Annotated in this window: 13 protein-coding genes and 1 pseudogene; 6 read left to right on the top strand and 8 right to left on the bottom strand. The window is 54.9% G+C overall.

Annotated features, from left to right (window positions below):
* Position 1 precedes the first annotated feature (1 nt).
* The gene (locus ACFIO0_RS07530; protein ID WP_390914733.1) at positions 2-559 is read left to right on the top strand and encodes an ABC-type transport auxiliary lipoprotein family protein; all 558 of its coding nucleotides are present in this window, start codon (positions 2-4) and stop codon (positions 557-559) included.
* A gap of 119 nt (positions 560-678) precedes the next feature.
* Here the strand turns inward: ACFIO0_RS07530 and ACFIO0_RS07525 are convergent, their stop codons facing one another.
* The 3 genes and pseudogenes from ACFIO0_RS07525 to ACFIO0_RS07515 all read right to left on the bottom strand — a co-directional run.
* Positions 679-906, bottom strand: coding sequence for an FCD domain-containing protein (locus ACFIO0_RS07525; protein WP_390915301.1), 228 nt, complete (start codon positions 904-906; stop codon positions 679-681).
* A 9-nt stretch (positions 907-915) separates the two neighbouring features.
* Positions 916-1,104, bottom strand: coding sequence for a hypothetical protein (locus ACFIO0_RS07520; protein WP_390915385.1), 189 nt, complete (start codon positions 1,102-1,104; stop codon positions 916-918).
* A gap of 58 nt (positions 1,105-1,162) precedes the next feature.
* Positions 1,163-1,276: pseudogene (locus tag ACFIO0_RS07515) on the bottom strand (GntR family transcriptional regulator); the annotation flags it as partial.
* Between the two features lie 81 nt (positions 1,277-1,357).
* Between ACFIO0_RS07515 and ACFIO0_RS07510 the strand changes: the two are divergent.
* Together ACFIO0_RS07510 and ACFIO0_RS07505 are read left to right on the top strand one after the other, a co-directional pair.
* Complete coding sequence (locus tag ACFIO0_RS07510) at positions 1,358-1,585, top strand: hypothetical protein (RefSeq protein WP_390914732.1); 228 nt, start codon at positions 1,358-1,360, stop codon at positions 1,583-1,585.
* Between the two features lie 89 nt (positions 1,586-1,674).
* Entirely contained in the window at positions 1,675-2,421 is a 747-nt protein-coding gene (locus tag ACFIO0_RS07505; protein WP_390914731.1) for a VOC family protein, read from the top strand.
* Positions 2,422-3,070: 649 nt separating this feature from the next.
* Here the strand turns inward: ACFIO0_RS07505 and ACFIO0_RS07500 are convergent.
* Genes ACFIO0_RS07500 through ACFIO0_RS07480 form a run of 5 tightly spaced genes read right to left on the bottom strand, consistent with a single transcriptional unit; the run spans position 3,071 to position 6,663 of the window.
* On the bottom strand, positions 3,071-3,577 hold the full coding sequence (locus ACFIO0_RS07500; protein ID WP_390914730.1) for a DUF3299 domain-containing protein: 507 nt from the start codon (positions 3,575-3,577) through the stop codon (positions 3,071-3,073).
* Positions 3,574-4,077 carry a DUF3299 domain-containing protein gene (locus tag ACFIO0_RS07495; RefSeq protein WP_390914729.1) on the bottom strand — a complete coding sequence of 168 codons (504 nt, stop codon included), beginning with the start codon at positions 4,075-4,077 and terminating at the stop codon, positions 3,574-3,576. The genes ACFIO0_RS07500 and ACFIO0_RS07495 overlap by 4 nt, the downstream gene beginning before the upstream one ends.
* Positions 4,078-4,094: 17 nt before the next feature.
* Positions 4,095-5,345: an ABC transporter permease gene (locus tag ACFIO0_RS07490; RefSeq protein WP_390914728.1), complete on the bottom strand. Its 1,251-nt coding sequence runs from the start codon at positions 5,343-5,345 to the stop codon at positions 4,095-4,097.
* Positions 5,342-6,043 carry an ATP-binding cassette domain-containing protein gene (locus ACFIO0_RS07485; RefSeq protein WP_390914727.1) on the bottom strand — a complete coding sequence of 234 codons (702 nt, stop codon included), beginning with the start codon at positions 6,041-6,043 and terminating at the stop codon, positions 5,342-5,344. The genes ACFIO0_RS07490 and ACFIO0_RS07485 overlap by 4 nt, the downstream gene beginning before the upstream one ends.
* 14 nt (positions 6,044-6,057) lie before the next feature.
* The gene (locus ACFIO0_RS07480; RefSeq protein WP_390914726.1) at positions 6,058-6,663 is read right to left on the bottom strand and encodes a DUF2796 domain-containing protein; all 606 of its coding nucleotides are present in this window, start codon (positions 6,661-6,663) and stop codon (positions 6,058-6,060) included.
* 529 nt (positions 6,664-7,192) lie between these two features.
* On the opposite strand from ACFIO0_RS07480, the gene ACFIO0_RS07475 reads away from it, so the two are divergent.
* From ACFIO0_RS07475 to ACFIO0_RS07465, 3 genes are read left to right on the top strand one after another with little or no spacing between them, the layout of a single operon-like run.
* Entirely contained in the window at positions 7,193-8,893 is a 1,701-nt protein-coding gene (locus tag ACFIO0_RS07475) for an AMP-binding protein (RefSeq protein WP_390914725.1), read from the top strand.
* Between the two features lie 24 nt (positions 8,894-8,917).
* The gene (locus ACFIO0_RS07470; protein WP_390914724.1) at positions 8,918-10,219 is read left to right on the top strand and encodes a 3-hydroxyacyl-CoA dehydrogenase NAD-binding domain-containing protein; all 1,302 of its coding nucleotides are present in this window, start codon (positions 8,918-8,920) and stop codon (positions 10,217-10,219) included.
* Between the two features lie 3 nt (positions 10,220-10,222).
* Positions 10,223-10,999, top strand: a complete 777-nt coding sequence (locus ACFIO0_RS07465; RefSeq protein ID WP_390914723.1) for an enoyl-CoA hydratase-related protein — start codon at positions 10,223-10,225, stop codon at positions 10,997-10,999.
* The last annotated feature ends 2 nt before the right edge of the window (positions 11,000-11,001 follow it).

The raw sequence follows: 11,001 nt of genomic DNA, 5'->3' as shown, positions 1-11,001 counted from the left end.
TATGAAACTGCACATCCTCCTTATCGCCGCCGTCGCGTTCCTGAGCGCGTGTTCAGCGCCCGCAAAGCTGTATCCGGTGTCGATGCCCGCGACGGGTGACAAAATCAGAACCTCTGTGCGCTCGGTCGAGGTGCGCGACGTGTCCTTGCCATCCTACGCGGCAGCCGAAGAGATCCACATTCAAGGGCTTGATGGGGCGTTGTCCAGCTCTGCGGGGGTGTTGTGGGCGGATGTTCCGGTGCGCGCCGTGTCACTAGAGCTAAGCCGGAACTTGGCCGAGCTGACAGGCGCTCGGATCGCCGCCGAACCTTGGCCGTTCGAGGACCCGGCCCAAGCGCGTTTGGATGTGCGCATCGAAGAACTGCTGGCCAGTGCCGGTGGAACCTTTCGTGCGTCGGGTCAGTATTTTGTCGCATCCTACGAGGGGCAGCGTGATCGATCAGGGTTCTTTCGACTGACAGAGGCCTTTGATCTCGAAGCCGGCCCAAGCGCAATTGCAGCAGCCCGTGGCCGGATCATCATGCAACTGGCCCGGGTCATCGCCAAAGATGGCTTGTGATTTAAATTATGTCCGGTTTCATTCCCCAGATTTAGCGACCTATCGACGATAGCGTTCGCGGTTTCCAAGGCTAAGGCGCGACGAATTTTCCTAGCTTTCGGACCTCTTTGACATCCAGCCTATTTGTTCTCGGACATCTTGTTTCGGATGGCCTGATCGACCTGTTCCACGATACGCGTGAAGTGGGCATTTAGCAGCCGGACAGCCAGTGTTGCGTCACGGGCGACGGCCGTATCTGCGATTTCCCGGTGCTCGTCCGAGACATAGCCGCGATCAGTTCTAACCTTCAGACCCAAGCGGCGGTAACGTTCAATTTCATCAAACAGTTGCTCGCAGTAGCTGACAATTCGCTGGGATCAACACGCCGCAATCAGACCCATGTGGGACGCACGGTGTTGCACGTTCCATGTTTCGATTTCAGCAGCGGCAGTCGTGTCGCCCGGACGTTGCAGCCGCGAAATGCGGATATAGCTGAGCAGCACCTTTTCTTCCCATGCGATGTAACCGTGTTCGATGGATTCGCGCAGACCAACTTCCTTCAACATGCAGTGCGCGGTGTAAATTCCACAGCTCATCAATCGTGACAGGAGCAACCGAAAAACCCCGCCGATCGCTTTGCACAACCCAACCTTCTGACGACAATCGGCTCAATGCTTCGCGGATCGGGCTGAGGCCCACGTCAAAGCGTTCGGCCAGATACCGCGTTTTCAATTTCATACCGCCTCAAGCGTGCCGTTCATGACATCGCGCCGGATCTGTTCGTAGATTGACCAAGTTTGCGTATGTTCGTTTTTCAAAATGAAGAGGCCCTCTGTCATGGAATCCGGCTGCGTCAGCCCGCTGCCTTCGCCGGAAAACACGCTGGCGATCTTTGATGTATTCGTCGATGAAACGGCCCACAAAGCGCGCTTTACCGTAAAAATAGCAGGGTTGCTGAACGCGAAATCCTCCGTGCTTGTTGAGGGAGGCCGGGATGACGGCGTCGTTGCCAACATAAAGAACTTTGACATTATTGCGATCAAGTAAGCAATATTGCAGCAGCCGCCGGTCGTATCCTGCGACGGGCGGCTGTCTGGTTTGGCAGATTTGCTGCAGTTCACAAAGGGACCATCTCAATGGCGAAATTGGACACTCTCACCCTGCGCGTCATCGACCCGCGCGCGCAACGAAAGTTCTATTGTGACGTTCTGGGCATGTCCGATCAAGGGGACGGGCGGGTTGGATTTTCGCAAAACGAGATTGCAATCAAGTTCGTCAAAACTGCTGGACCTTATACGCCGCAGCCATCTGACATCTACTGGAAGATCGCGTTGTCGGTGCCCAACATCGAGCTCGCCTGCGACCAGCTCCAAAGCGCGGGTGTTACATGCACAGACCCCAAACAGTTCCGCGACATCGGGTATTTGGCCCATGTCACTGATCCCGAAGGTTTTACCGTCGAGCTGATTGAGCATTGGTTTAAGGGTGATCGCCCGGATGGATCGCACGATACTAGCCAACTGGGCGGCGGGCCGTGTCTGAATCTTGTCACCTTAAGAACGGCAGATATTTCGCTCATCGAGCCGGAAATCCTGCGCTGGGGCATGACCCAGCTGTCTGTGCAAACGGTCGAACCTTATGGTTTTACGCTGTATTTCTATGCATTCACCAATGAAAACCCACCAAATCCTGATCTCAAGGCGATCGAAAACCGCCCGTGGCTATACCAACGACCTTACTCCGTTTTGGAAATCCAGCATGTTCATGATCTATCGGCAGTGACGTTTTCGGCCCAAGAGAATTGTGGCTATGGCGGCCTGACAATCAGTTCAGCAAAGGCTGAAACCTACTGCCCTCGGTTGGGTGTAATAGGGACAAAATAGAACAGGTTGCGCACAACACACATTAGAAATCACGGGAAATGACGTTTCGCGATACGGCTTTGCCTGCTGCTTAAGTCCGCCCTGATGTTTCAAACCCACCACGTGGGCTGACGTCACATGACCGGGCAGGGTGTGTCGAGATCAGATATCTGTCCCATTTGCTCGTCAGCCTTCCGGACACCGGATTGACAAAGGATGTTTTAGGCCTGCCGACGGCGTTCTAATCTTGACGATGGAACCAGTAGACCACGTTCGGGTTTTGAATAAGATTGCGAAGATATGGTCGTTAGTTTTTGAGAGAGTGATCGGTTGATGTGAAATTGATGCCCTTAGAGACAATCGTAAACTGCAGTTGGAATTAGGGCCAATTGGAGCATATCACTTTGAAAACGGTATCCCAAACGCTGTTCTTTTGTCTTAGAAAGGAAGACGCAGCACACTAACGTACTTACCAAATATCTAGTGATATTAAATCATTACGGACCCAAGTTAAAGGTTTTGTACTCACGGTCAGCAGTGTAATGTGGGTTGATCTAAATTTAACATAATATGGATTATGCGTAGTTTGATATGTAACCGGTGCGCGCTACTTTGACGTGCGGTGTCTAAAGCAATAGTAGTCGCGGTTCAGATATCGCGCACACCCGCACTATGATCGGTACGGCTCAATCCGGTCAGCGGACAATGCGTAGCCGATCTGCGCAAGCTGTGTCGACATGGACGCCGCCCCGAACATTCCGATCACGTTGACGGGCTCGTACAGTCCGGTGCTTTCATACGGCTCTTGTGTCGTTACGAAAACCAACTGGTTCGCAGGTGGTGGTGGAACATGAACGCAAGCGCCGACAAACGGCACCAAAATGAACGCTGTGACGCTCGTTCCTGTGTAATCGATTGGCACGATGAAACCGGGCAAGCGGACGATTTGACCATTCCAGTCGTTGCGCACGCCACTAGAGGCCGGCTGTTGGCTGGTGAGAGAGGTTTCTTCGTGCTGAATGAGATCCTGGATCACTGGCGGAAGCGCAACCTGCCCTTCTGGAACCAGATCGGTCCAGTTCAGATCAATGTAATCTTCGGCCCGTGCCAGTCCTGGCGCAATCGCAAAAGCGCCTATGCTTGTAAGCAGAGTTCGGCGTAAAATGTCAGGGTTCACTGCGTGTAAACCTCCATTTCGTCAGCCCGTAACCGATAGCCGGTATCAGCAAGTTCCCTCGATTGCAGTTCGTGCTGCATCAGGCCGGTCACCCAGACCGCTTCCCAAAGATCAGTGCTGGGCCAAGGCGTTTTGGTCGTTACAAAAACCAGTTGGTTTGGTGGCGGCGGCGGCGTGTGAATACAGGCCCCGACATACGGCACCAACACAAAACTGGTCACGCCATTGGTCGATAGATCGATGGGAATAATGTAGCCCGGCATCTTGATGTAGGCACCATCAAGCGCTGTGTTCAGCTTGGTGGCATTGGCGTCAAAAACGGGTTTCCAAATGTCATTGCGCACGTCCATTTCGCCCTCTGCGATGATCTCGGAATACGGCAATCCGGGCGGGATCAAATCATCCCATGTGATGGTCTTGGCGCTCTTGGCGAAGCCCGTTGTCGGGAGGACAGCGCTGGCGGCAGCGGTGGTGATCAGTTTGCGACGCGATAGGTGCATTTTATCAACCTTTCTCCTTAAATTTTGACCATCATACCATCAGCAAGCGACATGCGGTAGGCACGGAGTGCGGGAACCATGCTCACAATTGCGCCAGCGACGACGACACCCGCCAGAACCCATATTTCGCGCAGTGTCACAGGTTCTATCGGCAACCACAGGCCAAAGGCGCGGTCGATCATCGGTTGGCCGATCAACAAACCAACGTACAAAAATGCAAGTCCAAGGATCGCACCAAGGGCCGCCATCAGCATCGCCTCAAGCACCAGCAGCGCTAAAACCACCCGAGGACGCGCGCCCATAGCCCGAAAGATCGCCATCTCGCGGCGACGTTCATTCAGGCTGGAAAAAATGGTCGCCATCATGCCGATCAATGCGGTCACAACCACCATTGCCGACACGGCGATTAACGCGGTTTCTGCGATGCCCACGATTTGCCACAGCTCTTGCAACGCCACGCCGGGTAGGATCGCCAACAAGGGTTCCTGAGGGTATTCATTGATCGACCGCTGCAAGCCGAACACTTGCAAACGGCTTTTGACGCCGACAAGGGCCGCGGACACTGCTTGCGGTTCGAGATCCATATTCCGGATGACATCGGCAGGCGTGGACTGGCCCGGCCTTTGCGCCCCGCTTTGCCAATCGACATGGATTGCTTCGATGGCGCGCAGGCTGACGATGACGGTGCGATCCACCGGCGTTCCGGTTTTCTCAAGGATGCCAGAGACGCGAAACGGCTGGTCTTTGTGCTGCGAAAACGAGGCCAAACCATGTGAAACCACAATCGGGTCACCAATTCCGTAACCAAGCGTCGCCGCCACATCCGCCCCGAGCACCGTATCAAACAGATCGTCCATGATCGCCCCGTCCTGCACCGCAAGCGATTGGCCGGATCGATATTTGTAGCGTTCAAAAAACGCCGGTGTTGTGCCCATCACCCGAAATTGGCGGTGACTGTCGCCGAGCGAAATCGGCACGATCCAATCCACTTGCGGGCGTGCGGCGATGTCCTGATAGCTTTGCCATGTCAGGTTGTTGGTCGCATTACCGATCCGAAACACCGAATACAGCAACAGCTGAACCGACCCGGAACGTGCGCCAACGATCAGGTCAGTGCCGGAAATCGTATCCGCAAAGCTGGCCTTGGCGCCCGTCCGAATTTTTTCGACGCCAAGAAACAGCGCGACCGACAAGGCAATCGCGAGGATTGTCATGCTGACCGTTAACGCACGGGCGATCAGAGATCCCAGAGCAAGGCGGAGGATCATGCGCGTTCCCGATCGGTTTTGGCGATGTCTGCCATGTGAATGACCCGGTCAAACTGACTGGACAAGCGGGCGTCGTGACTGACCATCAGCAGCGTTGTGCCATGCGCGCGTGATTGCGCGAACAAAAGCTCTAGGAAAGTCGCTTGGGTGGCGGCGTCCAGTGACGATGTCGGCTCATCTGCGATGATCATCGGCGGTGTGCCGATCAATGCGCGGGCCGCCGCGACGCGCTGTTGTTGACCGACGCTAAGAGCACCCGCTTTGGCGCTCAGCACATCCTGTGGCAACCCCAGATCGATGCAAAGCCGCTTGGCCTCGGCGGGCATATCCGTCACCAGTTTTCGCCGATTTGGGGCGAACCGCAGCGGCAGCAGAATGTTGTCCTGCACACTCGCAAATGGCAGCAAGTTAAACTGTTGAAAGATAAGCCCTATTTGTTCAGCCCGAAACCGATCACGCCTGCCCGCTGACAGCGCCGCGATGTTTTGACCCGCCACCAAGACGCGACCGGACTCTGCCAGAACCGTGCCGCAAATCAGCGACAGCAACGTCGACTTGCCAGCGCCACTTTCCCCAAGCAGCAGCACGGTCTCGGACCGCGCCACTCTCAGATCGGGGATGTTCAAGCCAAAAGACGCCCGCCCCGGCCAGCGGTAACGAACGTCCTCAAAATGCAGGATCGGATCAGTCTCAGTCATTGATCACAACTGTCCTAGAACATGCCGCGCAGATCAAGGGTTGGTGTATCACGCTCGACCTCAAACGACTTCGCACCTGTGTCCGAGATCAGTTGCACTTCGACCTCTAGCGCATTCGGGAACGCGTCGAAGAAGGCAAAAGTAATGTCGGTCGCAGCGTTCGGATCAGTACACGTCAGCAAGTATTCCGCGTGAAATTCTGTGTGACCGGCTTGCTCTTCATGATCGTCGTGATCGTCATTATGGTCGTCATGATCGTCTTTGGCGTGCTCATCATGATCTTCGGCCTCGCCGTCATGGTCCTCTTCGCTTTCCAACCCGGCGGCGGCCTGAACGACACTACATCCGGCAGCATCCGGCAGCACAAACAGATCCAATGGACGCGCAAGTGCAGCAACGGCGCTATCAACAGCCGCGCGGTCATCGGCGCTTTCTGCCGCATATTCAAAACCAACAATATCGGCCCCCGGCGCATGCAGTTCCATCGCAATCTGCTGCCCGTCCATCGCAATGTCGAGCTGTGCAACCCCATGTTCATGGGCGTCAAGCTGGCGGGTTTCTTGGGCAAAAACGGGTGTGGCGGCCATGGCAGAAAGGGTCAGAAGAGAAAGCAGTTTCATAAGTGTTTTCCTAAAGGACAGAGTGGGACAAGATCGCAAACCAGCACATCGTCCATCATTTTCAACGATGTGGCGGGACGTTTTAGGGAAAGTGGAGCATTGGTGTTTTCCTGAACAATTGAAGTTTTGTTATTGTATATCATAACAATTCACAACAACTATTGTTGATTGCTTGCTTCATCGGCAAATGCTCGCTCCCTGCCCGTCGTCGTTAAGCGTTAACACCCCTCGCTTTTGGTACTTGCCAAGTCAGTGACAACGCGCTGCATTACCAAAGCAATATCTCCGCAAACCCATTAAAATTGGCGGATCACAATAGCACCCGACGTCACGCAAACCCGCGCAAAGCCTCATTTTGCGAAATGACGTTCCGTTCTGCGGTATTGGCAGTCAGAGATTTCCAGCTTAGCATCTTGTTTAGCGGCGCGACCCAAGACCGACTGCGGTCATCGTTTTTTGCGCCGTCAGGGAGAGATCAAATGCAATCAGCACACCGCCGCGCGCAGCGGATCACGACAGGTCGCCAGCAATGATCGGCCTAACACCCGAACAGGCGTTGGCGCATGTGACGTCCGAAAATCCTGCGTTCAAGGTCGTGGAACAAAACATTCGCGGTGTGTCCTATCGCGTCTTTGAAAACGCCCCGCCTCATATTGCTGCAATGCTGCATGGCAGCCGCCCGCAACACAATGACGGCGCGCTAGAATATCTGGTGTTCGAAGACGAGCGTTGGACGTTTGATGAATTCTGCGCCGACGTGAACCGCATGGCGCATGTGCTGCGTGACCAATTTGACGTCACCAATGGCACGCCTGTTGGCATTGCGATGCGCAACTGTCCCGAACTGATGATTATGACGATGGCGATTGCATCCGTGGGTGCCGTCACCGTGTTTGTGAATGCTTGGTGGACGACAGCCGAACTGGACTACGCGCTCAGCGACAGCGGTGCAAAGCTGGTGTTTGGCGATGGTGACCGGATCAAACGAATGCAGCCTTTGCAGGATGATTTGCAATTGACTTTGGTCGGCGTGCGCGACGGCGAAGCGATCGCCGAACACAGCTATACAAAACTTAATAACACAAATAAAAACAGTGCGATACCAGACGTTGTTATCGCGCCTGACGATGATTTTGCGATCATGTATTCTTCGGGCACCACCGGCCATCCCAAAGGCGTTGTGCAAACCCACCGCGGCGCGATCAACGCAGTTATGTCGTGGTTAATCCAAGCCGTCATGGCCCCGATGGTCGCCGACGCAGAACCCGACCCAAACAACCCTGCCCCGCGCCCGTCGGTTTTGATCGTAACGCCGCTGTTTCACGTCACAGCCACCCATCCGATGTTTCTGTTGTCCATCGCTGCGGGTGCCAAAATCGCCGTTATGCCGAAATGGGACGCGACCCGCGCCGTAGAAATTATCCGTGACGAGAAAATTACCCGGTTCCTGGGCGTGCCAACGCAATCTGCCGATCTCATGGTTGCTGCGCGTGACATGAATGAACGGCTGGAGACCCTTGATTTCCTTGGATCAGGTGGCGCAAAACGCCCTGCCGCCCAAGTTGCCGAACTCGAAGAACTGTTTCCCAACGCCGAGGTCGCAACCGGCTGGGGCATGACCGAAACCAATGCCATCGGAATTGGCATGTTAGGTGCTGATTACTCAGCGCGCCCCGGTGCCGCTGGCAAACTTTACCCACCGCTTCAGGATCTCAAGTTTCTGGACGACGACGGTAACCAAGTACCCCAAGGTGACGTGGGTGAAATCACTATAAAAAGCCCCTGTAACATGCGGTGTTACCTCAACAAACCCGATGCGACAGCCGAGGTTTTTCAAGACGGTTGGTTAAAAACTGGTGATTTAGGCTTCATCGACCAAGATGGGTTCATCACCATCGTCGATCGCAAGAAAAACATCATCATTCGCGGCGGAGAAAACATCGCTTGTCTGGACGTTGAGGGCGCACTTCACCGTCATCCCGCCGTTGCAGAGGCCTGCGCATTTTCGGTTCCGCACGAGCGATTGGGCGAAGTTGTCGGTGCTGGTGTGCAGCTGAAATCAGGAACCAAAGCCACGGCCGAAGACATCCAAACCTATTTGCTTGACCACATCGCCAAGTTCAAAATTCCACAGCACATTTGGTTCCAAACCGATCCCCTGCCCCGTGGTGCCACAGACAAAATCGATCGCCGTGTTTTGCAAACGGCGTGCCTGAAAAACATCACCTGAAAAACATCACCTGAAAGACCCCGCATGAGCATGACACAAACCGAAATTGGCGACTACATCGCCGCCTCCGGACACAAAGCCTGGGAGGTCGCGGGCCTTGATCCAACCACCCCGTTGCGTGACATCAAGTCCGTTGGCATCATCGGCGCGGGCACCATGGGTGGCGGCATTGCGATGAATTTCGCAACCGCCGGCATCGATGTGCGCATCGTAGAAACCAAACAAGACGCGCTTGATCGCGGCCTCGCCGTCGTGCGCGGCAACTACCAACGCTCCTGCGACAAAGGCCGCTTTCCCCAAGACGAAGTCGAAGCACGGATGGCCCGTTTTCACGGATCTTTGGCGGTTTCCGAACTGGCGGAATGCGATCTGGTGATTGAGGCTGTGTTTGAAAACATGGACCTCAAGAAAACTATTTTCACGGAACTCGGGCGCGTGATGAAGCAAGGTGCAATTTTGGCGACGAACACCTCTGCACTCGACATTGACGAAATCGCATCGCACACCGGACGCCCACAAGATGTGATCGGGTTACATTTCTTCTCACCGGCTAACGTAATGAAGTTGTTGGAAATTGTGCGCGCTGAACACACCGCTGATGATGTGGTTGCGACCTCGATGGACCTTGCCAAACGCATCAACAAGATTGCGACGCTGGTTGGGGTTTGTCCGGGTTTTGTCGGCAATCGCATCTTGTTTGCCCGCCAAATCCAAGCCGGTAAATTGGTCTATCAGGGTGTGATGCCGTGGGATGTGGACGCCGCATTAAACAGTATTGGCTTCAAAATGGGGCCATTTCAAATGTCGGACCTTGCCGGTCTTGATATCGGCTGGTCCAAGGGGGCCACAACCGACAATCCGATCCGCGACGCTTTGTGCGAACTGGATCGTCGCGGGCAAAAAACCAAAGCGGGGTTTTATGACTACGACGAAAATCGCCGTCCCGTTCCGTCTGACGTCACAGCTGGCATTATTCGCGATATCACGGGTGCCGAGCCCACCACGATGGACCGCCAACAGATCATCGATATTTGCATCCATCCGATGATCAACGAGGCGGTGAAAATTCTCGAGGAAAACAAGGCGCAGCGCCCCTCGGATATCGATGTGGTCTGGCTGAATGGCTATGGCTTTCCACCCGACAAAGGCGGCCCGATTTTGTACGGCGACATGGTGGGCGCGCAGGCCGTGCTGGACACGATGGAACGCCTTGGCGCGGATGATCCTGCCTTTGCCCCGGCCGACACGCTGCGCAAGCTGGCAGCATCGGGCGGCAAGTTTACAGAAATCGACACCGGTGGCCTGATCACCGCAAAAGGAACCTAAGATATGGCCAATGAATTCGTCACCACCGAGGTGCAAGGCAATGTGCTGATTGTCACCATGAACCGCCCCGATGTGTACAACTGCGTGCACCCGCCGATGCACATGGAAATGGATGCGATCTGGAATGATTTTCGTGACAATTCAGACCTTTGGGTGGCGATCTTAACCGGTGCCGGCCCCAAGGCCTTTAGCGCGGGCAACGACCTGAAATACTCGGCCTCTGGCAAGGGTGGAACCGTACCTGATACCGGGTTCGCAGGCCTGTCCAAACGCTTTGATCTGGACAAGCCGATCATCGCAGCTGTCAACGGATTTGCCATGGGCGGCGGGTTTGAAACGGCGCTGTCGTGCGACATGATCCTTGCCGCAGACACCGCGACATTCGCCCTGCCCGAGGTCAAGGTTGGGTTCTTTGCAGCCACCGGCGGCGTCCAGCGCCTGTCACGGTTCATGTCACGGACCAAAGCCAACGAATTGTTGTTCACAGGGCGCAACATGTCTGCGGCTGAAGCCGAAGGCTATGGCATTTTAAATGCGGTCGTGCCTGCCGCTGATCTGATGAAAACCGCCATGGATTTGGCGCAAAACATCGCCGCACAATGTCCGTCGTCTGTGCGCGCCACCAAACGTGTTTTGAACGCGTTGAACAAAGCCGAAGGGCTGGATGACAGCCTTGCCTATTCCTACGAAGTCTTGGGCGATTTGATGAAAACCGAGGATCACCGCGAAGGCGTCACCGCCTTTGTTGAAAAACGCAAACCCAACTGGGTGAACAAATAACC

The sequence above is a fragment of the Pseudosulfitobacter sp. SM2401 genome (assembly GCF_042932805.1).
GTDB lineage: Bacteria > Pseudomonadota > Alphaproteobacteria > Rhodobacterales > Rhodobacteraceae > Ascidiaceihabitans.
This window is presented reverse-complemented; position numbering and strand designations above follow the sequence as displayed.

What these genes read in the sequence shown, in the direction of transcription:
- ACFIO0_RS07485 (WP_390914727.1), bottom strand. Translation starts at nt 6,043, where the DNA reads ATGACTGAGACTGATCCGATCCTGCATTTTGAGGACGTTCGTTACCGC.
- ACFIO0_RS07505 (WP_390914731.1), top strand. Translation starts at nt 1,675, where the DNA reads ATGGCGAAATTGGACACTCTCACCCTGCGCGTCATCGACCCGCGCGCG.
- ACFIO0_RS07475 (WP_390914725.1), top strand. Translation starts at nt 7,193, where the DNA reads ATGATCGGCCTAACACCCGAACAGGCGTTGGCGCATGTGACGTCCGAA.
- ACFIO0_RS07495 (WP_390914729.1), bottom strand. Translation starts at nt 4,077, where the DNA reads ATGCACCTATCGCGTCGCAAACTGATCACCACCGCTGCCGCCAGCGCT.
- ACFIO0_RS07510 (WP_390914732.1), top strand. Translation starts at nt 1,358, where the DNA reads ATGAAGAGGCCCTCTGTCATGGAATCCGGCTGCGTCAGCCCGCTGCCT.
- ACFIO0_RS07470 (WP_390914724.1), top strand. Translation starts at nt 8,918, where the DNA reads ATGAGCATGACACAAACCGAAATTGGCGACTACATCGCCGCCTCCGGA.
- ACFIO0_RS07530 (WP_390914733.1), top strand. Translation starts at nt 2, where the DNA reads ATGAAACTGCACATCCTCCTTATCGCCGCCGTCGCGTTCCTGAGCGCG.
- ACFIO0_RS07490 (WP_390914728.1), bottom strand. Translation starts at nt 5,345, where the DNA reads ATGATCCTCCGCCTTGCTCTGGGATCTCTGATCGCCCGTGCGTTAACG.
- ACFIO0_RS07465 (WP_390914723.1), top strand. Translation starts at nt 10,223, where the DNA reads ATGGCCAATGAATTCGTCACCACCGAGGTGCAAGGCAATGTGCTGATT.
- ACFIO0_RS07520 (WP_390915385.1), bottom strand. Translation starts at nt 1,104, where the DNA reads ATGTTGAAGGAAGTTGGTCTGCGCGAATCCATCGAACACGGTTACATC.
- ACFIO0_RS07480 (WP_390914726.1), bottom strand. Translation starts at nt 6,663, where the DNA reads ATGAAACTGCTTTCTCTTCTGACCCTTTCTGCCATGGCCGCCACACCC.